Raw genomic sequence first — 20,239 nt, 5'->3', positions numbered from 1 at the left:
CGGCTCAAGAACCCCAGCTCAAGAGCGACTTTCGTACACACATTCTAATCGATCGGCGCCACATTTCCCAGTCTCGGGAGACTGTCGGTGAAACACACCGGTTAAGTAGGTAAGGTGGCATCATGACGACGTACCACTGGTTCCTGCCGACGACCGGCGACGGTGATCAGGTCGGCGCCGCGACCGTCTCGGCCGGAGCCGCCGCACACGTCCGGACACCCACCGTCGCGTACCTGTCGGAGGTCGCCCGCGCTGCCGAGGAGGCCGGATTCGCGTCGGTGCTGACACCCGTCGGCGCCGGCTGCCTGGACCCTCTCGTCATGTGTACCGCGATCGCCCAGCACACGACCACGCTGCGGATGCTCGTCGCGTTCCGGGCCGGCTTCACCCTGCCGACCCTCCTCGCCCAGCAGGCCGAGGCGTTCCAGTGGATCTCCGGCGGCCGCCTCGCCCTCAACGTCGTCACGGGCGGTGACCAGCAGGAGCAGCGAGCGTACGGCGACTTCGTCGAACACGACGCCCGCTATGCCCGCACCGCCGAGTACCTCCAGGTGCTGCGCAGCACGTGGAAGGGCGAGCGGTTCGACTTCCACGGCGACTACTACCACGTCGAGTGCGGCGGCCTCGGTACGCCACTCGCCGACGTCCCACCCATCTACTTCGGCGGTGCGTCGCCCGCCGCCGAGGACGTGGCCGCACGCCACGCGGACGTCTACCTCATGTGGGGCGAGCCGCCGGCCGCGATCGCCGAGCGCGTCGAGCGCATGCGGGCCAAGGCCGCGGCGTACGGCCGGACCCTGCGCTTCGGCCTGCGGATCCACGTCATCGTCCGCGGCGACGCCGACCAGGCGTGGGCCGAAGCCGACCGGCTGCTGCGCGGCATGGACCCCGCGAGGATCACGGCGGCGCAGGCCCGGTTCGCCAGGATGGACTCCGTCGGCCAGGCAAGGATGACCGCGCTCAACGCCGGCACCACCGACGGCCTGGTCATCGCCCCCAACCTGTGGGCCGGCATCGGCCTCGTCCGCGAGGGCGCCGGCACCGCCCTGGTCGGCAGCCCCGAGGAGATCCGCCTACGCCTCGCCGAGTACGAAGGCGTCGACGAGTTCATCCTCTCCGGCTGGCCCCACCTGGAGGAGGCTCACCGGGTCGCCGCAGCGGTGCTGACCCCGGTCCCGGCCTGACCCACACGTCCAACGACGCGGCGCCTGTCCTTGGTCCCGAGCCATACCCACCACGGCAGCGGACGCGAACGGGCGTGATCGATGCAGCGGACGGGCGGTGCCCCGTTCCGCACGGTTCACCGCGCTGCTCCTGGGTTCTGCGGTGAACGCCGCGCTGCTCGTGGGGTCCGCAGTGAGCGCGCGCTTGCTGGGCGTGACGCTGCCCGTCGGCAGCCGCCGTCCGCGGCCGATCGGCGTGATGCCTCACCTCAGCGCTGTGGAGCATCGCGATCGATCGCCGGCGGTGCCCGGCTGCGACGACGCCTCTCCGCCGTCTGGCGCTGCGCTGCTCGCCGCGAACCGACCGCCATTGCGGTGGGTCGTCGAAGCTAGGTCGAGCCGGCCGGCTGCAATCGCGGTGTGCTGGACCTGCTCCAGGGCGCTCAACCCCCAGACGCCGATTCGACGCAGCGTCGTCGTCGGAGCGGGTGGATCGAGCTCGCCGTCTGCTGCCGCGGTAGGTCGAGCTGGTCGGTTGCTGTCGTGGTGGGTTGTCGGAGGGGCGGGTCGGGCCGGTCGGCTGCTGTCGTGACGGGGTCGTCGGGATGGCTGGGTCGAGGCGGGCGGCCTGGAGCGGGTCGGTGACGGGTGGGGGAGGTGTCAGCCCGAGATGAGGTCCGCCACGGGGCCGAGCATGAGCCGGGTGCCGAACGCGAGCGACGCCAGCGACACGATCACGAAGAACGCGACGTACACGATCGCGGGCACGCGGGTCAGCCGGCCGATCTGGTCGGCGTCGGAGTTGGGGGCCTGGCGGCGGAAGCGGGACTGCTGCAGCTCGAACACGGCCCGCACGCCGCCGAGCAGCATGAACCAGGAGAAGGCGTACGCGAACGCGCCCTGCACCTCCGGCGAGCCGAACCACGAGACCGCGAAGATGATCGCGCCGGCGACCACGACGGAGACCATGCCGTAGACGTTGCGGATCATGATGAGCATGGCGACGAGCAGGAGCAGCAGGAGCCAGAGCAGCACTGTGATCCGGCCCACGCCGAGGATCGCGGCCGCGCCGAGGCCCAGCAGCGACGGCGTGATGTACCCGGCGAGTCCGGTGACCACCATGCCGAGCCCGTTGGGCCGGCCCCTCGACAGCGTCAGGCCCGACGTGTCGGAGTGCAGCCGGATCCCGGAGAGCCGCCGGCCGCTCAGCACCGCCGCCAGGGCGTGGCCGCCCTCGTGCGCGATGGTGATGAAGTTGCGCATGACCCGCCAGGCGGGCCGCAACAGGACCGCCAGCAGCGCCACGACGGCGGTGGCGATGACGACCTCACGCGGGGGCGCGGGCAACCGGCTGAATGCGTCGCTCAACACATCGAACACGAATGCAGAGCCTGCCACCTGACGTGTTGAATGAACAGCGTGGAGATCAGGCGCTTTGTCGACGACGACTGGCAAGGCCAGCACTCGGGCCTCTGGGACGTGTGGCACGAGGTCGTGTCCGCCGGCGAGAGCTATGACAACGACCCAAACTCCACCGAGCAGGACGCCAAGTCGCACTGGCTGCTGCCGCCCCCGTTCGAGGTCTGGGTGGCGGTCGAGGACGGCGACGTGCTCGGCACCTACAAGGTCGGCCCCAACAAGGGCCGCCTCGGCGACCACGTGGCGAACGCCAGCTTCATGGTGTCGACCCGCGCCCGGGGGCGAGGCCTGGGCCGCACCCTCGGCGAGCACTGCCTCGACCGGGCCCGCGAGCTCGGCTTCACGGCGATGCAGTTCAACGCGGTCGTGTCCACCAACACCGTCGCCGTGCGGCTGTGGCGCTCGCTCGGCTTCATCATCGTCGGCACGATTCCGGACGGCTTCCGCAGCACGAAGTACGGGTTGGTCGACTTCCATATCATGTATCGGCGCCTGTGAAGGTCCACGCCGCTCAAGGGGTCCCCCACATGGGGAGTATTGCCTGGTAACGGTTGTGACCTTCATCTTGCATTCTGTACGAATACCCCGATGCGTACTCCCCCCGAAGCGCGCGACGACACCGACGACGGTCTCCGGTCGCTCAGCGAGGACCTCACCGGTTACCGCATCGGTGACGCCTACCAGCTGATCGAGCCGATCGGCGGCGGTGGCACCGGGACCGTGTGGCGTGCCCGCGCGCTCCAGGGTGACGATGAGGTCGCCGTCAAGCTGCTGCGCGAAGACCTCATGGCGGAGCCGAAGGCGGTCAACCGCTTCGTCCAGGAACGCGCGATCCTCCTCATGCTCCGCCACCCGCACATCGTGCGGGTCCGTGACCTGGTCACCGTCGGCACGTCGCTCGGCCTCGTCATGGACCTCGTCGACGGTGGCAGCCTCCGCGACCACCTGCACCAGCGCGGCACGCTGCCGCCGGCCGAGGCCGCGACGCTGCTCGCCCAGGTCGCCGACGCTCTCTCGGCGGCGCACCGGCGCGGCATCGTCCATCGCGACCTGAAGCCCGACAACATCCTGCTCGACCGCGACGGCGGCCAGCCGCACACCCGCCTCACCGACTTCGGCATCGCGCGGGTGCTCGACACGCCGAGCATGACGACGCCGGGCGCGCTCGTCGGCACCGCCAACTACATCGCGCCGGAGACCGTCTACGGCGGCCGCCCCGCGCCGGCGGCGGACGTCTACGCCCTCGGCGTGGTGCTCTTCGAGCTCGTCGCCGGGCGGCCGCCCTATGCCGGGGGCCCGGCCTGGGCGATCCTGCGGCGGCACGTGGACGAGTCGCCGCAGCGTGTGGAGGGGATGCCGGAGACCGTCTGGCGGGTCGTGGGGGCTTGCATGGACAAGCGTCCAGGCCGCCGCCCGACGGCGAAGGAACTCGCGCACACGCTGCGCGTGGTGGCGAAGCGCACCGCCGACGATCCCGCTCTGCCGCCCCAGCCAGTGATCCATGAGCTGCTGCCCTCCTTCGAGCCGCCGGTGCCGAAGCCCCGACCGCCGACATCATCGCGCTCACGTATGACAGTTTTGGCCGTCGTACTGGCGGCGCTGGCGGTCGTCGCTGTCCCCGCCTGGCGGGTCGTGCACCGGCCCAGCGCGCAGACAGCGGTCCAGCGTCCGGTCGCGCTGCCGCCGAGCGTCGCCGGTCAGCCCGCGATGCCGCAGATCGGTGTCACGCCGTCGGTGCGCGGCGGTCGTACATCTGGCGGCGAGAAAATCAGAGGCGGTGTGCCCACCCGCTCGGCCGGTCCTGTCGAGGCGATCGTGTGGGGTGCGTGGCAGTGCGCCGAGGAGTACACATGGGACATCGGGCATCCGGTCCTCGCGAAGCCGTGCCATCAGACCAGCTCCGCCGCGGTCCGGATGGTGGGGCACGTCTCGGCGCTCCCGGCGATCCAGGCCGACATCTCCATGTCGCTCGTCGACGCTGAGACCAAGAACGTCGTCGACGGCCCGCGCGTGTGCCGTGAGCTGATGTTCACCGACTTCGCGCCCAGCCACGACTGCGGTCCGTTCGACGTCACTCCGCCGCGCGGCCGCCAGTACTACGTGGTGGAGAATTGGGTCTACACAAACCGGGCGATCCTGCCCGGCGGGTCGGTCCAGGGGCCCACGTTCGACTGGTAGGAAAAGCCGCTGGAATTGTCGTACCCATGTGGTGAGGTGTCGGCATGATAGCCATCGAGCCTCCCGGCCTCGACCAACTTCTCGCCGATAGCTGCCCAGACATCGCCGCGCTCGCCCGCCACCTGCGGGACGTCATCGTGGAAGCCCGGCCCGAGTTGACCGAGCGCGTCTATCGAGGCTGGCACGGCTTAGGGTTCCACCATCCTGAGCGGGGCTATGTCGCGGCCATCTTCCCCGGCACCGACTCGGTGTCGGTCGGCTTCGAGCACGGCGCCGACCTGCCCGATCCGCACGGGCTGCTGCAGGGGACGGGCAAGCGGCTGCGCTACCTGCACTTCACACCTGACATGTCCGCGCCGACCCATGTGCACCTGCTCGAGTACCTGGACCTGGCCGTCCCGAAGCCGGCGTCGTAGACGGGCTGGAGCCAGGCGCGGGAAGTGGGTCGCGGGGCAGGAGCCGGGCGAGGCGGGCCGCGGTCCGGAGGCGGGTCGCGGTCCGGGAGGCGGACACGAGGGAGGTCTCGTAGGCGGGTCGGAGCTGGACGCGAAGCGGGCCGCAGGCTGGTGCCGGGCTGGAGCTGGGCGGGTAGCACTTCGTGGGCCGGAGCCGGGCGGCGAACTGGTCGTGGCCAGAGCTGTGCCGAGGTCAGGCGCGATGCAGGACACCGGCCGAAGTCGGTGCGTGGAGCGGATCTCGTTGGAACGTGGAGCGGGTCGCGGGCCGGAGGCGAATAGCAAGCCGGTCGCGGGCAGAGTCGGGTGCGAGGCAGCCACGGGCCGGAGTTGGGCGGAAGCGGGTCTCGAGGCGATCCGGAGCCGGGCTGAGGCGCGAACCCCGGTCCCGGGCGGAGTCGGGCGGGGAGCCGACCTATGGCGGGTCGAAGCGTGCCGCGTGCCGGAGCAGGCGCGAAGCCGGTTGCGGGCAGAGTCGGGCTGGGCTGGGCGGCAGTGGTGGCGGGTTTGTGGGCCTGTCGGGCGCGAAGCCGGTCGGCCATCCGGTCCCCTCGCGAGGCTGTGCCATCAGACCAGGTCGGCCGTAGTCCGCACCGTTGGGCACGTGCCGGTCACGGGGCTGGAGCCGGGCGGGAAACAGGCAGTGAGTCGGGCGGAAACGGGCGGGCAGCGGGTCTCGTAGACGGGCTGCAGCCAGACGCAGGAATTGGGTCGCGGGGTGGGAGCCGAGCGCGAGGCGGGTCTCGGAGCCGGACCGGGGCCAGGTAGGAGCGGGGTGCCATGGCGGGCCCGACGGCGGTCTGTAGTCGTGCCGTTGGGGGCGGTCAGGTGCTGGGGGCCACCGGCAGGCCGTCGGAGCGCATCGCGCGGCCGTCCTCGGTGACGACGGCGCACTCGTGGTCGGGGAGTTGGGCCAGCCAGTCGATGCCTGCCTCGCCCATGGCCAGGGCCGCCGTGGCGTAGGCGTCCGCCGTGCCGAGGTCCGGGCCGACCACGGTGACCGAGCGCAGGGCGGCGGCCGGCTCGCCGGTGAAGGGGTCGACGACGTGCAGGCCGCGCTCGTACGTGCCAGAGGTCGCCACCGCCATGTCGGTGACCTCCAGGACCCACGCGAGGGACATCGCCTCCCAGGGGTGGCGGATGCCGACCCGCCACGCCGAGCGGCCAGGGGCGGCGCCGCGGACGAAGACGTCGCCGCCGGCGTTCAGGCAGTGGTGGGAGGAGCCGAGCAGCAGCAGGCGGTCGCACGCGCGCTGGACCGCCCAGCCCTTGACGTAGCCGGAGGGGTCGAGGCGGCCGCCGGCCATGATGTCGAAGTAGCCCCGGGTCTCGTCCCAGAGCTCGGCGCACCGGTCGAGGACCTCGCCGACCAGTGGCGAGCAGTCGGAGCGGCGCAGCTCGCCGCGGCCGAGGCGGCTGATCTCACTGGTGGCCTGGTAGGTGCTGAAGGTGGTGTCGACCAGGCGCAGCCAGTCGAAGACCTCGTCGGCCAGGCGCTCCAGCTCGGGCACCGGCAGCGGGTCGGCCAGGTCGAGGCTGACCGCCATCCCCATCACGTGCTCGACCCGCACGAGCACAGGTCACGCCTGGAACGCGCGGTCGATCGCCGACTGCAGCGACAGCTTGTAGCCCGAGCTGGTGTAGGTCGCGCCGGAGACGGTGTCGATGTCGGCGCTCTGCTTCGAGAGGGCCTGGGACTTGAGCTTCGGGAGGGCGTTGTTGTTGATCTGTACGGAGCGCGAGTGGTTGCTCGGCGAGTCCAGGACCTTGATGTCGGTGATCTTGCCGCCGGAGACGACGATCGAGAGCTCGACCGAGCCGTACTCGACGTAGACGCTGTTGCCGCCGAAGGTGCCGTCTTTCATCGTGGTGCGGGGCGGCTTCGGCGCCGCCGTCGTGGGCTTCGGCGCGGTGGTCGTCTTGGTGCCGCCACCGGCCGGGGGCGCTGCGGCGGTCGTCGTGGCCGTCGTCGTGGTGGGCGCGGCGCCGTTGCCGGGCGGCATCGTGACCGCCGAGGGCGGGCCTCCGGACGCCGACGGCACGGGGCCGGTCGCGCCGGCGGCCTGCGGGTTCAGGGGGCGGTCGGTGGGGCTGCTGAAACCGGCCTTGGCGCCCACCAGCAGGACGGTGCCCGCCGCGGTGCCCATCAGGGCGATCATCGCGCGTCTCACGAAGGACCAACTCTCAACAAGAAGCTGGAAAACAAGAAGCTAGAACTCGAAGGGGTCGAGGTGGATCTGCCGGCGCGGGACCCGCAGCCGCCGCAGCACCTGCAGCGACTGCGTGACCAGCCCGTCGGGGCCGCACAGGTAGATGTCGCGTTCGGTGATGTCGGGCACCAGCTCCCGCATCCCGGCGGGCGTGAACAGCCGCCGGGGGCCGGGGTCGCGTCGGTCGCCGACCACGAACCACAGCGTGGCGTGCCGCAGGTCGGCCAGGTGCTCCAGCTCGTCGCGCAGGTGCAGGTCGTGCACGGCGGACGCCCGGTAGATGACCACCGCGCCGGGCGGCAGCTCCTCCAGCAGCGCGCGGATGGGCCCGATGCCGCTGCCCGCCGCGATGAGCACGGTCCGCGACTTGACCCGGCGGCTCGCCGTGAAGTCGCCCCACGGGCCCTCGACGAAGATCCGCACGCCGGGGCGCAGGTCGCGCATCGCCATCGTGTGGCTGCCGACGGTCTTGACGGTGAGCCGCAGCCAGCGGCCGTTCGGCGCGGCGGACAGCGAGAAGGGGTGCGCCTGCCACCACAGCCCGCGCGACAGGAAGCGCCACCGGAAGAACTGGCCGGCCTGCGCGTCCATGTCGTGCAGGCGGTTGCCGGTGATGTAGATCGACACCATGTCGGGGCCTTCGGCGACCACGTCGGCCACCTGGAGCCGGTGCCGGAGGTTGAACGTCAGCGGCGCCACGATGCGCCCCCAGACGACCGCGGCGACCATGACGACGTAGAAGGCGATCCACAGCGTCCGGCCGAGGCCCGGCTTGAAGAGCTCCTGCCCGTTGGAGAACTGGTGGGCGAAGCCGAGCAGCAGCGCCAGGTACGCGGTCAGATGCAGGAAGTACCACAGCTCGTAGGGCAGGGCCCGGCGCAGTCCGCGGATGCTCAGCAGGCCGATGCAGACCAGCATGCCGGCCGCGAGGAAGGCGGTGACCATGTCCTCGTACTCGGTCAGGATCGTGCCGAGCTCGCTGACGAAACCGACCCGGTCGGCGTACGCATAGCCGACGGTGATCAGCGCCGCGTGGGCCAGGATCATGATCAGGACGGAGCCGCCGAGCTCGCGGTGCCACAGGCCCAGGTGGCGGGCGCCGATCCAGCGCTCCAGGACGGCCAGCCGGCTCATCAGGATCACCTGCACCAGCAGCAGGTAGCCGGCGATCAGGCCGGTGACCCGGCCGGCCGACTGGAAGATCTCCGCACCGGTGTCGATCGTGCCGGCCTTCGTGCCGAGCCACCAGGGCAGCAGCGCGAGCGCGAGACCGCCCCAGAACAGGGTGCGCAGCAGGAACCGTCCGGCGCTGTTGTGCTCGACGGGTCGTGCCGCCGGGGCGGCAAGGCTGCTCGCCGGGCGTTGTTGCCGGGGGACGGTCATGGTTGATCGTGTCTCATGTGGTTCCACTGCCATTGGTCGTATCAGAACCCGCTGGTCGGGGACCATGGGCTTAAGCCGGACTTCAACCTGCGCACAAGATGCTCGCACGAGTGACCGGCGGGCGGGCGCCCCTAGAATGACGCGATGCAGCGCTTCTGGCGAATCGCCCTGATCGTCCTCGCGGTGGTCGCCGCGTTCGCTGCGACAGGGCTCGGCGTGGCGTACACGCTCGGAGTCTTCACCGAAGCGGGGCGGTTCAGCGCCGCACCTGACTGCGCAGTGCTCGACGCTTCAGCGGTGGCGGCGGTGGTACCGGCGGCGAAGGTCGAAGCCGACGGCGCCAACTGCACGGCGGGGGACGGCAAGACGCAGCTCAATGTCGGCTTCACGGTCGTGCCCAAGAAGGGCACGGTCGGCGGCCCGGAGCTCGCCTCCCGCTACCTCGAAGTGACCAGCGGCACCGAGAGCGAGCCCCTCGACGGCGTCGGCGACCAGGCGGTCCGCCAGCGGGTCCGCGCCATCGGCCAGCCGCAGATCATCACGATGCGGGTCAGCAACCTGATAGTGGTGCTGTCCGTCGCCAACCTCGGCGGCGGCGAGCTCCCCGCCGCCGCGGACACGGGCCTGGTCGAGGTGGCCAAGACCCTGGCCGCCAAGCTCAACGCCTGACCCGAGCCAAGCGCCCCGACGAAAGCCGGGCCGAGGAAGCGGCGAGACCGCCCAGGAAACGACGAGGCCGCGCCGCAAGGAGCTGGCGAAGCTGTGGACAACGGCGCGGCAGCGGAAGCGAATCTCACCCGCCCTGCACAAAATCACAAAGGGGGTGAAAAGGACATCAGGGGAGTTGCCTCAGGAAGCGCCCCGCCGCGTCGGAGCGGTCCGAGTACCCCAGCGCCTTGTAGAACGCGTGCGCGCCCTCGCGGGTCCGCAGGCTGGTCACCTCGACGCTGTGGCAGCCGCGCATGAGGCCGAACGTCTCCGCCGCCGCGACCAGGCTGGTGCCGATCCCACGCCCACGCGCCGAGTCGGCGACGGCGAGCGCGACGATCCGCAGCCACGACCCGTCCTTCTCGAACGACGGGATGATGTGCGCAGCGATGACACCCAGCAGGCGGCCCCGCTCGTCCCAGACGAACGCGCCCCCGTCGGGGTGGTCGACCCAGGAGCGCAGGCGCCCGGCGGTGTCGGTCCCCTCCTGGGGATAGCCCAGCTGCTCCAGCAGCGTCGCCACCTGCTCGGTATCGTCGGTGGACAACCGGCGAACACCGCGGGCGACCTGCATACGGTAGGCGTGCAGCACGTCAGCGCTCATGCAAGCAGCGTAGAACCGGTGACGCGGTTTGTGTCGGCCTGAACGCAGTCATTCACGTCCGCGGTGCACGTGCATCACAAACCTGCCACTTGACTGTGCGCCTGTGACCTCTACCATTCGCACCCGCAAGTGCACGTGAAGCGATCAGGACCGCAGCGCCTTCTCGAACACCTCGACGGGCTGCGCGCCGGACACGCCGATCCGCTGGTCGAAGACGAAGAACGGCACGCCGCTGATGCCGTACGCGCGGGCCTGCGCGAAGTCCTGACGGACGTCGGCCTCGAACGAGCCGTCGGCGAGGGCCTGCTTGGCCGCCACCTCGTCCAGCCCGACCGTGGCCGCGAGCCCCGCGAGCACCACCTGGTCGCCGATGTCGGCGCCCTCGGTGAAGTACGCGTGCATGAGCCGTTCCTTCAGCTCCGCCTGCAGGCCGTGGGCCTTGGCGAAGTGCAGCAGCCGGTGCGCGTCGAGGGTGTTGGCGGTGCGGGCCCGGGCGAAGTCGTACGCCAGACCCTCGGCCGCCGCGAGCTGCGTGACGTGCTCGAACATGCCGTCGATCTGAGCCTGAGGCAGCCCCAGCTTCGCGCCCAGCGACTCGCCGACCGGCCGCGGGTCGCCCACCGGCGTCGACGGGTCCAGCTGGAAGCTGCGCCACTGCACCGAAACCGCCCCGTCGAACGTCGACAGGGCGGTTTCGAGGCGTCGTTTGCCGATGTAGCACCACGGGCAGACGATGTCGGACCAGACCTCGATCGTGATCATGCGCGCTCTTGTTCGTTGACGGTTCAACAATAGCGCGCCCATCAGGCCAGAGGCGTCACCAGTCGGAGTTGCTGCCTCCCGTACCGAGGATGACCTGGTCAAACGTGTTGCCGTCGTTGTCGTCGGTGTACGCGACGCTGACCTCGCCCCACGGCGACACCGCGACGACCTGCTGCTCCTGCCGGCCCGTCGCCGTCTGGCTGAGGACCTGCGAGGCGAGGCGGCCCGTGCCGGTGCCGTCGGGGTTGAACCCGCGGACCCACACGTCGAGCCCGCCCACGGTCCAGCCGACGACCGTGTTCGCCTGGTCGTCGATGCCGACCGAGGGGGCGGCGCCACCGTTCGCCGACAGGACCTCCACGTGCCGCGGCGTGCCGTCGGCGAGGAACGAGCGGGTCCACACGCCGGCGGTGCCGGTGTGGTCCGACTCGTACGCGACCGCGAAGGCGCCCGAGAACGACGCCGCGATCTCCGCCCGCCGCTGCTGGCCGTCGCCGAGGCTGTTGGCGGTACGGCGGGAGAGGTTGACCGCGCCGTTGGCCTTCGCCAGGCGTACGAGACCGATGTTGTAGAACCCGTTGGCGTCGGCGTCCTCGTCCCAGACGACCAGGGCGTCGCCGGACGCCGAGACCGCGACGTCGGGCCGGTGGTGCGCGCCGGTGGTCTGCGACGCGAAGACCTCGTAGGCCTTCGTCGCCGGGCCCGTGTACCCGGCGGCCTTGACCCTGTACGTGGTGCCCTGCACGTCCTCCCACACGACGCTGAACGCGACCGCCCCGGTGCTCGGCGCGCCGTCCGGGTCGACGGCCACCTTCGGCAGGATCTGGTCGCCGGTGGCGTCCGCGTTGGCCCGGCCGGACGCGGTGACCGTGCCGGTGGGGGAGACGACCCGGTAGACGATGTTGAACGCGCCGTTGCCGTCGGGGTCCTCGGCCCAGACCACGACGGCGTTGCCCTTGTCGTCGAGGCCGACGTCGGGGCTGATGTGCTTCCAGTTCGTGCCGGAGGTGCCGCCGGCCGACAGCTTGAGCTCGTACTTCGCGACGCCGTCGGTGAACAGCCGCAGCCAGACGTCGGAGTGCGAGTTGTTCTCGGGTGCGGTGCTGTCCCGGTCGTCCTCCCAGACCACGGCGACCTGGCCGTTGCGGTTGGCGGCGATGGCCGGCGTGTCCTGGTCGCCGGTGGCGACGCTGTTGGCCGTCGTCCACGTCATCGACGTGGCGGCGAGGGTCGCGGCGAGCGCGACCGAGGTGATGGCTGCCATTGAAAAGGTTTCTCCTATAGGGCCCGAAGGCCGGGCTGGCCGTCGAGGATCGCGAACGACTTGAGGGTGGTGGCGGCCGCGCCGTGCTCGGTGACCGAGCTGACCGCGCGGAAGTCGGCCCGCACCTGCGCGGGGCTGATCGTGGTCCGGACGTAACCGCGCAGGTTGGAGTAGAACTTCAGGTGCGGGTTCGTGCCGGCGTTGGGGATCGTGGTGGTCGTCGAGCCGTTGCCGCCGGACGTGATCGACGTGCAGACCAGCTCGGTGCCGATGGTCGCGGAGGAGCTGCTGGCGTAGTCGGCCTTCAGGTCGTTGCCCCACGCCGCGTGTACGTCGCCGGTGAGCACGAGCGGGTTGCGCACCGACCGGTCGATCCAGCCCTGCTGGATGCGGGACCGGGACGCGCGGTAGCCGTCCCAGGCGTCCATGTTGGCGGCGCCGCCGGCGTCGTACTGCCGGGCGAAGAACACCTGCTGGCCGAGGATGTCCCAGGTGCCGTAGTGCTGGGCGAGGCCGTCGAGCAGCCACGCCTCCTGCGCCGCGCCCGTCAGCGACCGCGACGCGGTGTCCGCGGCGGCGCACACCTTCCAGCCGTCGCCGCAGGCCTGGTCGTCGCGGAACTGCCGGGTGTCGAGCATGTGGAACGTGGCGAGCGTGCCCCAGTTGACCCGGCGGTACAGGGGGATGCTGTTGCCCGTCGGCGCCTGGCTCGGCCGCAGCGGCATGTTCTCGTAGTACGCGCGGTAGGCGGCGGTGCGCCGGGCGGTCCACTGCGCCGCCGTCAGCACCGGGCTGCTGTCGTTGCGCACCATGTTGGCGTAGTTGTTCTCGACCTCGTGGTCGTCGGGCACGACCAGCCACGGCGCGATCGCGTGCGCCGCCTGCAGGTCCGGGTCCGACTTGTACTGCGCGTAGCGGCGGCGGTAGTCGGCGAGCGAGACGATCTCGGCGCCGGCGTGCTGGCGGACGCCGCTGGAGCCCGGGCCGCCCTCGTAGATGTAGTCGCCCAGGTGCAGGATCAGGTCCGGGCGGTCCTCGGCCATGCGGCGGTAGGCCGTGAAGTAGCCCGACTCGTAGTGCGAGCACGACGCGAACGCCATCACCAGGTTGCGGCCCACGGTGCCGGGCGCGGGCGCGGTGCGGGTCCGGCCCACGGGGGACAGGTGGCCCTGCGCGCGGAAGCGGTAGTAGTACTCGGCGTCGGGCGCGAGCCCGCCCGCGACCACGTGCACGGAGTGCGCGTCCGCGTAGCGGGCGGTGACCGACCCGGACGCGACGAGCGAGCTGAACGTGTCGGTCGTGGACACCTGCCAGTCGACGGTGACGTCGGCGTTGGCCATGCCGCCCTGGCCGTCGGCGTTCAGCGGCGACGGAGCGAGCCGGGTCCACAGCACGACGCTGTCTGAGGCCGGCTCGCCCGAGGCGACGCCGAGCTTGAACGGGAACGGGACGGCGGCCTGAGCGCTGGTCAACGGCAGTGCGACGGCCCCGGCGGTGGCCAGTCCACTGAGGACGAACGTGCGGCGGCTGAGCCTCTTCATGTCGCACACTTTTATCAGAGTCGATGAACGCCCGGTGTCCTTCAGCTAGCCGCGGCCTGCATTCGATGTACGGCTGGAAGCGTTCTTGCATTCACTCACGGGCTTCTTTTGGCGTCCGGCCGAACTGTTTGCGGAACGCCCGGTGAAAGCTGGCCACGTTGCCGAAGCCCGCCTCGGTGGCGACGTCGATGACCCGCAGGTGCCGCATCGCCGGGTCGGCCAGGTGCCGCGCCGCGCGCTCCAGCCGCAGCCGCCGTACCGTGGCCGCGTAGGACTCCCCCTGCCCCGCTCCGGCCCCTGCTCCCGCTCCCGAGAAGAGTGCGTGCACCGTCCTGACGGAGATGCCGAGGCGCCGCGCGGTCGCCGCCGGGGACAGGTCCTCGTCGGTCAGATGCCCTTCGATGTCGTCGATGCACGTCCGGTACGTCTTGGGCGACCGCACCGGTGTCAGGATCGACGGTTCGAGCGCGATCGACAGCATGCCCGCCGCGTGCGTGGCCAGCCGGTTCGCCGCCGACTCCCGCATCGGCCCCCTGGCGAGGGTCTCCATCGAGTGCCGCACCGCCGCCCCGACCCCGGTGACGGTGTCGATCGCCGTCGCCGTCCGCACCGGTCCGTTGGCTCGCAGTGTCTTCGCCGGTACGAACAGCGACAGCTGCCGGAAATCGCCGCCGAACTCGAACCGGAACGGCTCGTCGGCGTCGACCACGGCCAGGTCGCCCGGGCGGAGCGTGGCCACCCGCCCGTGCTGCACCATCAGACTCATGCCGCTGACCTGCAGATTCGCATAGAAGCCGCCGATCGGGTCGCTGGCGACGGCGGCTTCCGTCCGGTACACCACCTGCCGCTGCGACTCGATCCGCGCCAGGCTGTGCTCGCCCAGCCGCCACTGCGTCACCGACCCGGCGAACCCGTCCCTCAGATCCGACTCCGGCGTCAGCGCCAGAAACGCCTCGCAGATCAGCTCCCGCCAATGCGTGAACTGCTCGGCCGGTGCGAGTGCCGACGTCGTCCAGTAGCTGCGGTTGTCCACTGCACGTCTCCTATGCCGCTCCCAGCAGCCATGCAACGCCCGCTCCCACCACCGCCGACATGGTTGCGACGCCCTTCCGACAGCGTCACCGATGCTTTCTGAAGTACTGGTTCGCCGACCCGGTGAACATCAGCGGCACGGCCGCCCAGACCGCGACCACGTGCAACGTCCTGGCCGCCGCGATCGCCCACCAGGTCAGGTCCGCGTCGGCGGTCGCCGCGCTCAGCGAGTTACCGTCGGCCAGCCGCGAGACCGGCTCGATGACCAGCGACAACGTGCCGACGATGCCCAGCACGACGGCGAGGGTGATCCGGGCCCACCGCCGCCCCGCCCGCATCCGCAGCGCGGTCAGCACCGCCGCCGCGTACACGACGCACCGGAACAGCACCCCGAACAGGGGATTCTCGCCGGCCTGGCCGGCCCCCACGACGATCACCGTCTCCACCGCGCCGAGCGCGACGGCGCCGATCCACAACCCGGTCGCCGCGCGCACCGCGACGGGTGGCCGGCCGGAGTCCAGAAGAATCATGCCCTTCACTGTCCGCCGCCGCGCCCCGCCTCACACACCCCCTGACCACCGTCTTCGTGCTGCGGCTAACCCCCGTGTCAGCCTTCGTGGCGACCTTCTTGTCGGCCTTCGTGGCGGCCTCCGTACCGCCCGAGCATCGCCACCGCGTCGGCCGTCATCGCCGCGATGATCTCCGCCGCCGGCCGCAGCTCGGTGACCAGCCCGACGCCCTGCCCGGCGAGCAGCGGCATCTCCTCCAGATCACCGGTGGTCAGCCCGCGCATCGGCACCAGGTTGGAGAACCGGTGCATCGTCACCGTCTCCCCACCCAGCACCGTCTCCCCGATCACCGGCAGCGGCGCGTCGTCCGCCTCCGCCGGCGGCGCGTCCAGCCACTCGCGCACGACCCGGTTGCGCAGCACCCGCATCGGGTTGAAGTCCGGCATGTCCGGCCCGAACATCGACGTGCTCACCGTCTCCGTGGCGTCCGAGCTCAGCAACCGGCTCTTGTACCCGTCGTGCGCCCCCGACTCCCCGCTGGCCACGAACCGCGTGCCGACCCACGCCCCGTCCGCCCCCAGCATCAGCGCCGCCGCCACGCCCCGCCCGTCCGCGATCCCACCCGACGCCAGCACCAACGCCGGCGCCACCGCGTCCACGACCAGCGGCACCAGCGCGAACACCGGCAACGTCGCCGCGTTGTGCCCGCCCGCCTCCTGCCCCTGCGCGACGACCACATCCACCCCGTCGTCAACCGCCCGCTTCGCCGCGTCAACCGAGCTGAGCTGCTCGAACACCCGCACCCCCGCCCCGTGCAGCTGCTCGATCCACCTCCGCGGCGGATGCCCCCAGTGAAACGACACCACCGCCACCCCGGCCTCACACACCGCGTCGATCTGCGCCTGCTCCGTGAACACCGTGATGAAGTTGACGTTGAACGGCCGATCCGTCTTCGCCTGAATCGCCGCCACCGTCTGCGCCAACGCCGCCGCCGGCATCAACCCCACCCCGAGCGACCCGAGCGCCCCCGCGTTGCTGACCGCCACCGGCAACTCCGGCGTCATCCCCACGAACGCCATCCCCGCCTGCGCGATCGGCGTCGTGAGCCCGAACGCCTCCGTGAACCTGGTCCTGAGTCCCATACCCCGAACCGTGCCCCACCCGCACCCCGCCCGTGTTGCCTCCCGCGCAGCCCACATCGCATTCCGTGCAGACGTCACCCACCCGACACCCGACCTCGACCCGCTGGGCGCCGCCCCCGTACCGCGCAGGACCAGGAGCGAAACTTCACCCGTGACGATCGACGAGCACCGGGCCCTCTGGGAATCACACGCCGACCGCTACGTCCTGTTGCGCGTGCCCAGCGGCCACGCCATCTTCGACGTACAAGCCCGCGGCACAGTGATCATCGAGGACGACGACCTCTACCGCGAGGTGAAGCAGCGGATGCTGGACAACGGCGTCGCCGTCGTCGACCGCCCCCCAAACCCTTAGCCGGCACCCGTCTCCCCGCCGCCCGGCAGGACACGCCCCGCAGGCGCCTCTTCGGTGTACAGCGACCGAACAGGCGCCTGACCAGCGCTGAAAGTGGTGCGCCCGGTAGGGATCGAACCTACGACCTTGGGATTAGAAGTCCCCTGCTCTATCCGCTGAGCTACGAGCGCATGTCGTCGGACAGGCTACCGCCTACGGCGAAGGATTCGCTTGTGGGGAGCCAAATCGACGTTCTCAGGACAACATTCCTCGCCTCCCGGCACAAGCGGGTTCCCTTGTCGTGCCACTCGTTTCGCTACGGGTGGCGACAGAGTCACGCTTCGGGTCGTTCGGACCCCTCTCAAACGGTCCACCCCACAGCCCATTACCCGCAACCACTCCAGCCAACGCATTCGCGCGCACCAACACCGCGCCCACCTTGCTTGAGCACGCCCGCACGGTACTTAGGATGCTCCCTTCACCGTTGTCCAGGCTGGGTTTCGCCCGCGCTCGGCCTGTTCCCGTCCATGTTCCCGGCCGGCTCCGGCCTGCGCCCGGCCTGGTCTCGCCCGTGTTCTGGCTGGTCTTGCCCGCGCTTGGCCTGGTCCCGCCCGCCGTGCTCAGGCTGGTCAAGGCCGTACGCACGGCCACTCCCCTTGCCGAGTCCGCCCACCCCCGGTCCCACCAGCCGGTCGCTCGCGACGTCCGACCCGCGCGACGGTCCCTGCCGGCAAGCCCTTGCCGCGTCGGCCTATGGCGGTGCGTACCGGCCAGGTCGCTTGCCGCGTCCGCCTACGCAGCGCGCTCCTGACCGGTTCGCGTGGCTGTTCACGGCGGTGCCGGCGGTGGGTCGTGACGCCGGATGTCTCGGTGCCGCGACCCACCGGGCCGTCAGGCGGGAACCGGCACCTTGCCCCGGTTGCGCCGGCGCCGGCCGCCGCTCGACTCCTCGGGCCCGTCCGTCGAGCTCTCGTCGTCGCCGGTGGAGGACCCCTCGTCGTCCGAGTCGGGGACCGCCGGGACCTCCGCGGTGTCGGCGTCGGTCGTGAGCTCCGCCGCGTCGTTCGGCGCGGTGAAGCCCTCCATCGCGGCGAACTCCGTGCCGTCGAACGCGGCGTTGATCGCGTTGTCGAGCTCGGTCAGGACGTCCTCCGCGAACGGGTCCCGGTCGGCGTCCGCCGGCTCCACCATGGTCGTGACGAAGCCGCCGAGCTCGGCGTCGTAGTCGCGCTGCCGCGGCAGCGCGTTGATCGCCACCACCGGTGTGCTCGGCTGGCCCGCGATGTGGGCGTCCGACAGCTCGTCGTCGATCGAGCTGGTCGCCGTGTTTGCCTTGACCCGGGCGAACTTCGCCCGGCCACGGGCCAGGTCGTGGCCGATGGAGGTGGCCTCCAACTCGTACGCCACCCGCTTGGCGTGGTCCTCGGTCTCCCAGTTGCGGCTCGACAGCTTGCCGGTGATGATCACCGGGTCGCCGACGTGGACGCTGCGGATCACGTTCTCCGCGAGGTTGCGCCAGCAGGTGACGCGCAGCCGGAGCTGGTTGCCGTCGACCCACTGCCCCTCGCTGCGGTCGTAGCGCCGTGACGTGGCGGCGACCTTGAAGGACGCGACCAGCGCCTTGCTCTCTTCCAGCCGACGGCAGTCAGGCTCGTTGAGCACGTTGCCGACGATGGTCATCGTCGTCTCGTTCATGTCCGTCTCCCTCCCGTGTTAAGGACTCGGGAGGAGCATCGGTCAGATCAGTCCTGCCCCGCTCGCGGCCGACGCCGGATCTGTGGATAACCGACCGCTTGTGGACAGGCTCACGTCAGCGCTGATGATCTGCTACGCGCTGGCCGTACACCTCAGAAAGCCGCATGGGCGAGGTTCGAGGTGAACACTTCCCAGACCCCGCGGCGGCGCACCAGCAACTTGCGCGACAGCAGGTGCGGGTCGCCGGCGAAGAAGATCCTGTCGATCGCGCGCCGGACCTTCGCGAGGCCGGGCGGGGACTGGGATCCGGTCACGATCACGGCGTCGCGCGCCGGCACACCGACCACGAGCTCACCGGGCACGGCACGCTCCAGCCCTGCCCAGAACGGCTCGGCGAGCAGCAACGTCGAGGCGACCCCGTCGAACTGGAGCATCAGCGCGGGCGGCGCCGAGCCGTTGGTCGAGGTTGTGCGCGGCCTGGCGGCGCAGCATCCGGCGGGGCATCTCCATGCGCTGCAGGTCGGCCCAGGTGACGAGGCGTTGTCCGAACGGCGGACCGTAGCTGTAACCGACCCCGAGGCCACCCATGAACTCGTCGACCACAGGCGCGAACACATCTTCGCGACGGATGTCGCGAAGCGGCGCGAGAACGGGGAGGAGCATGGGCTGCACGCATGCAAAGTAGGACGCTGACGGATGTGAGACAAGCTCTTGTTTTCGCACCATTTGCTTGCTAGTGCCCCGACGGGCCGCCACGAAAAATTGTCGGTGGGGGTCGGTAGTGTCCCGAGCATGGCGATTCGAAGACTCCACGCCGACGCGATCGGGATGTTGCTGGGCGGTGTGCTGGACGCTGTGTTCGGCGATCCGCGCAGGTGGCACCCTGTCGCGGGGTTCGGGCGGTTCGCAGGGGCGGTCGAGCGGCGCACCTATGCCGACGACCGGGCCGCGGGAGCGCGGTTCGCTCTTGTCGCCGTGGGTGCGCCTGTACTGGTGGCCGCGGCGACGGCGTGGTTGACCAGGCGAAGGCCGATCGCCCGCACGCTGGTTGTGGCCGGTGCGACCTGGGCCGCGTTGGGCGGCACGAGCCTCGCGCGGGAGGGACGGGTGATGGCCGACCGGCTCGACGGCGGCGACCTGGAGTCCGCGCGGGCGCAGCTGCCGAATCTCTGCGGGAGGGATCCGTCCGCGCTCGGCCCGCCAGAGCTGGCCCGGGCGACGGTGGAGTCCGTCGCGGAGAACACGTCGGACGCCGTCGTCGGCCCGCTGTTCTGGGGCGCGGTCGCGGGGCTGCCGGGCATCGTCGGGTATCGGGCGGTCAACACGCTGGATGCGATGGTCGGTCACCGCTCGGCTCGGTATGCGAGGTTCGGCACCGCCTCGGCGCGCCTCGACGACCTCGCCAACCTGGTGCCGTCGAGGGTGACGGCGGCGCTGACGGTCGCCGCCGCGCCGGCCGTCGGAGGGCGGGCCGGCGAGGCGCTGCGGGTGTGGCTGCGCGACGGAGGCCGGCATCCGAGCCCGAATTCGGGGCAGTGCGAGGCGGCCGCCGCCGGCGCGCTGGGGATTCGGCTGGGCGGCCGCAACGTGTACGGGTCCCGGGTCGAGCACAGGCCGCACCTCGGCGACGGCGGGCCGCCCGCACCGCGTGACGTCCGCCGGGCCGCGGCCTTGTCCGTCGTCGTCGGCGCGGCCGCTTTAGGCCTCGCGTGCGCGCTCCGGGTAGGCGCCGCTCGCCGCCGCGACAAGCCGACCGGTGTCAGGCTGCGGGGCGAAAGCGCGGCGTGAGCGGGAGCGGAAGGCGTAGTGCTTGGCGGCGGAGCGAGGCGGGAGATGCTGGCGT

20 protein-coding genes and 1 tRNA gene are annotated in these 20,239 nt (G+C 71.0%); 7 read left to right on the top strand and 14 right to left on the bottom strand.

The window, feature by feature from the left end:
• The first annotated feature begins 122 nt into the window (after nt 1-122).
• Nucleotides 123-1,184, top strand: coding sequence for an LLM class flavin-dependent oxidoreductase (locus AB0J72_RS05200; RefSeq protein ID WP_363394576.1), 1,062 nt, complete (start codon nt 123-125; stop codon nt 1,182-1,184).
• Nucleotides 1,185-1,823: 639 nt separating this feature from the next.
• Here AB0J72_RS05200 and AB0J72_RS05195 read toward each other — a convergent pair.
• Nucleotides 1,824-2,543, bottom strand: a complete 720-nt coding sequence (locus AB0J72_RS05195) for a M50 family metallopeptidase (protein ID WP_344513716.1) — start codon at nt 2,541-2,543, stop codon at nt 1,824-1,826.
• A gap of 30 nt (nt 2,544-2,573) precedes the next feature.
• Here AB0J72_RS05195 and AB0J72_RS05190 point away from each other — a divergent pair, with 30 nt between their 5' ends.
• From AB0J72_RS05190 to AB0J72_RS05180, 3 genes are all read left to right on the top strand, one after another.
• Nucleotides 2,574-3,080, top strand: a complete 507-nt coding sequence (locus AB0J72_RS05190) for a GNAT family N-acetyltransferase (RefSeq protein WP_363394574.1) — start codon at nt 2,574-2,576, stop codon at nt 3,078-3,080.
• Between the two features lie 90 nt (nt 3,081-3,170).
• The gene (locus AB0J72_RS05185; RefSeq protein WP_363394572.1) at nt 3,171-4,760 is read left to right on the top strand and encodes a serine/threonine-protein kinase; all 1,590 of its coding nucleotides are present in this window, start codon (nt 3,171-3,173) and stop codon (nt 4,758-4,760) included.
• 44 nt (nt 4,761-4,804) lie between these two features.
• Entirely contained in the window at nt 4,805-5,176 is a 372-nt protein-coding gene (locus tag AB0J72_RS05180) for a DUF1801 domain-containing protein (protein WP_363394570.1), read from the top strand.
• A gap of 863 nt (nt 5,177-6,039) precedes the next feature.
• Here AB0J72_RS05180 and AB0J72_RS05175 read toward each other — a convergent pair.
• Genes AB0J72_RS05175 through AB0J72_RS05165 form a run of 3 tightly spaced genes read right to left on the bottom strand, consistent with a single transcriptional unit; the run spans nt 6,040 to nt 8,808 of the window.
• On the bottom strand, nt 6,040-6,786 hold the full coding sequence (locus tag AB0J72_RS05175) for an FAD:protein FMN transferase (RefSeq protein ID WP_363394568.1): 747 nt from the start codon (nt 6,784-6,786) through the stop codon (nt 6,040-6,042).
• Between the two features lie 9 nt (nt 6,787-6,795).
• Nucleotides 6,796-7,386, bottom strand: coding sequence for an FMN-binding protein (locus AB0J72_RS05170; RefSeq protein ID WP_363394566.1), 591 nt, complete (start codon nt 7,384-7,386; stop codon nt 6,796-6,798).
• Nucleotides 7,387-7,425: 39 nt separating this feature from the next.
• Nucleotides 7,426-8,808 (bottom strand): ferredoxin reductase family protein, encoded by a 1,383-nt coding sequence (locus AB0J72_RS05165; RefSeq protein ID WP_363394564.1) that lies wholly within the window; start codon nt 8,806-8,808, stop codon nt 7,426-7,428.
• 144 nt (nt 8,809-8,952) lie between these two features.
• Here AB0J72_RS05165 and AB0J72_RS05160 point away from each other — a divergent pair, with 144 nt between their 5' ends.
• Nucleotides 8,953-9,477, top strand: coding sequence for a hypothetical protein (locus AB0J72_RS05160; RefSeq protein WP_363394562.1), 525 nt, complete (start codon nt 8,953-8,955; stop codon nt 9,475-9,477).
• Nucleotides 9,478-9,643: 166 nt separating this feature from the next.
• Here the strand turns inward: AB0J72_RS05160 and AB0J72_RS05155 are convergent, their stop codons facing one another.
• From AB0J72_RS05155 to AB0J72_RS05125, 7 genes are all read right to left on the bottom strand, one after another.
• Complete coding sequence (locus AB0J72_RS05155; protein ID WP_344513730.1) at nt 9,644-10,120, bottom strand: GNAT family N-acetyltransferase; 477 nt, start codon at nt 10,118-10,120, stop codon at nt 9,644-9,646.
• Nucleotides 10,121-10,264: 144 nt separating this feature from the next.
• A complete protein-coding gene (locus AB0J72_RS05150; protein WP_363394560.1) occupies nt 10,265-10,882 on the bottom strand; it encodes a DsbA family oxidoreductase in 618 nt (205 codons plus the stop codon).
• A 55-nt stretch (nt 10,883-10,937) separates the two neighbouring features.
• Nucleotides 10,938-12,146 carry a hypothetical protein gene (locus tag AB0J72_RS05145; RefSeq protein WP_363394558.1) on the bottom strand — a complete coding sequence of 403 codons (1,209 nt, stop codon included), beginning with the start codon at nt 12,144-12,146 and terminating at the stop codon, nt 10,938-10,940.
• 14 nt (nt 12,147-12,160) lie between these two features.
• The gene (locus AB0J72_RS05140; RefSeq protein ID WP_363394556.1) at nt 12,161-13,687 is read right to left on the bottom strand and encodes an alkaline phosphatase D family protein; all 1,527 of its coding nucleotides are present in this window, start codon (nt 13,685-13,687) and stop codon (nt 12,161-12,163) included.
• 91 nt (nt 13,688-13,778) lie between these two features.
• Entirely contained in the window at nt 13,779-14,720 is a 942-nt protein-coding gene (locus AB0J72_RS05135; protein WP_363394554.1) for a helix-turn-helix domain-containing protein, read from the bottom strand.
• Between the two features lie 85 nt (nt 14,721-14,805).
• On the bottom strand, nt 14,806-15,249 hold the full coding sequence (locus AB0J72_RS05130) for a hypothetical protein (RefSeq protein ID WP_363394552.1): 444 nt from the start codon (nt 15,247-15,249) through the stop codon (nt 14,806-14,808).
• A gap of 77 nt (nt 15,250-15,326) precedes the next feature.
• A complete protein-coding gene (locus tag AB0J72_RS05125) occupies nt 15,327-16,370 on the bottom strand; it encodes a nitronate monooxygenase family protein (protein ID WP_363394550.1) in 1,044 nt (347 codons plus the stop codon).
• A gap of 151 nt (nt 16,371-16,521) precedes the next feature.
• On the opposite strand from AB0J72_RS05125, the gene AB0J72_RS05120 reads away from it, so the two are divergent.
• Nucleotides 16,522-16,722 (top strand): hypothetical protein, encoded by a 201-nt coding sequence (locus AB0J72_RS05120; RefSeq protein ID WP_363394548.1) that lies wholly within the window; start codon nt 16,522-16,524, stop codon nt 16,720-16,722.
• Between the two features lie 94 nt (nt 16,723-16,816).
• Here the strand turns inward: AB0J72_RS05120 and AB0J72_RS05115 are convergent.
• The 3 genes from AB0J72_RS05115 to AB0J72_RS05105 form a co-directional block, all read right to left on the bottom strand.
• Nucleotides 16,817-16,892 (bottom strand) — tRNA-Arg (locus AB0J72_RS05115).
• Between the two features lie 700 nt (nt 16,893-17,592).
• A complete protein-coding gene (gene ssb / locus AB0J72_RS05110; protein WP_363394546.1) occupies nt 17,593-18,396 on the bottom strand; it encodes a single-stranded DNA-binding protein in 804 nt (267 codons plus the stop codon).
• Between the two features lie 152 nt (nt 18,397-18,548).
• Nucleotides 18,549-18,830 (bottom strand): hypothetical protein, encoded by a 282-nt coding sequence (locus AB0J72_RS05105; protein WP_363394544.1) that lies wholly within the window; start codon nt 18,828-18,830, stop codon nt 18,549-18,551.
• 358 nt (nt 18,831-19,188) lie between these two features.
• On the opposite strand from AB0J72_RS05105, the gene AB0J72_RS05100 reads away from it, so the two are divergent.
• Complete coding sequence (locus AB0J72_RS05100; protein WP_363394542.1) at nt 19,189-20,184, top strand: cobalamin biosynthesis protein; 996 nt, start codon at nt 19,189-19,191, stop codon at nt 20,182-20,184.
• Nucleotides 20,185-20,239 lie beyond the last annotated feature (55 nt).

It is taken from the genome of Dactylosporangium sp. NPDC049742 (assembly GCF_040674675.1).
GTDB classification, from domain to species: Bacteria; Actinomycetota; Actinomycetes; order Mycobacteriales; family Micromonosporaceae; genus Dactylosporangium; species Dactylosporangium maewongense.
This window is presented reverse-complemented; position numbering and strand designations above follow the sequence as displayed.

Excerpts from the sequence above, each read along its gene's own strand:
- AB0J72_RS05200 (WP_363394576.1), top strand. The coding sequence starts at position 123 with ATGACGACGTACCACTGGTTCCTGCCGACGACCGGCGACGGTGATCAG.
- AB0J72_RS05190 (WP_363394574.1), top strand. The coding sequence starts at position 2,574 with ATGAACAGCGTGGAGATCAGGCGCTTTGTCGACGACGACTGGCAAGGC.
- AB0J72_RS05185 (WP_363394572.1), top strand. The coding sequence starts at position 3,171 with ATGCGTACTCCCCCCGAAGCGCGCGACGACACCGACGACGGTCTCCGG.
- AB0J72_RS05180 (WP_363394570.1), top strand. The coding sequence starts at position 4,805 with ATGATAGCCATCGAGCCTCCCGGCCTCGACCAACTTCTCGCCGATAGC.
- AB0J72_RS05165 (WP_363394564.1), bottom strand. The coding sequence starts at position 8,808 with ATGACCGTCCCCCGGCAACAACGCCCGGCGAGCAGCCTTGCCGCCCCG.
- AB0J72_RS05160 (WP_363394562.1), top strand. The coding sequence starts at position 8,953 with ATGCAGCGCTTCTGGCGAATCGCCCTGATCGTCCTCGCGGTGGTCGCC.
- AB0J72_RS05155 (WP_344513730.1), bottom strand. The coding sequence starts at position 10,120 with ATGAGCGCTGACGTGCTGCACGCCTACCGTATGCAGGTCGCCCGCGGT.
- AB0J72_RS05150 (WP_363394560.1), bottom strand. The coding sequence starts at position 10,882 with ATGATCACGATCGAGGTCTGGTCCGACATCGTCTGCCCGTGGTGCTAC.
- AB0J72_RS05145 (WP_363394558.1), bottom strand. The coding sequence starts at position 12,146 with ATGGCAGCCATCACCTCGGTCGCGCTCGCCGCGACCCTCGCCGCCACG.
- AB0J72_RS05140 (WP_363394556.1), bottom strand. The coding sequence starts at position 13,687 with ATGAAGAGGCTCAGCCGCCGCACGTTCGTCCTCAGTGGACTGGCCACC.
- AB0J72_RS05130 (WP_363394552.1), bottom strand. The coding sequence starts at position 15,249 with ATGATTCTTCTGGACTCCGGCCGGCCACCCGTCGCGGTGCGCGCGGCG.
- AB0J72_RS05125 (WP_363394550.1), bottom strand. The coding sequence starts at position 16,370 with ATGGGACTCAGGACCAGGTTCACGGAGGCGTTCGGGCTCACGACGCCG.
- ssb (WP_363394546.1), bottom strand. The coding sequence starts at position 18,396 with ATGAACGAGACGACGATGACCATCGTCGGCAACGTGCTCAACGAGCCT.
- AB0J72_RS05105 (WP_363394544.1), bottom strand. The coding sequence starts at position 18,830 with ATGCTCCAGTTCGACGGGGTCGCCTCGACGTTGCTGCTCGCCGAGCCG.
- AB0J72_RS05100 (WP_363394542.1), top strand. The coding sequence starts at position 19,189 with ATGGCGATTCGAAGACTCCACGCCGACGCGATCGGGATGTTGCTGGGC.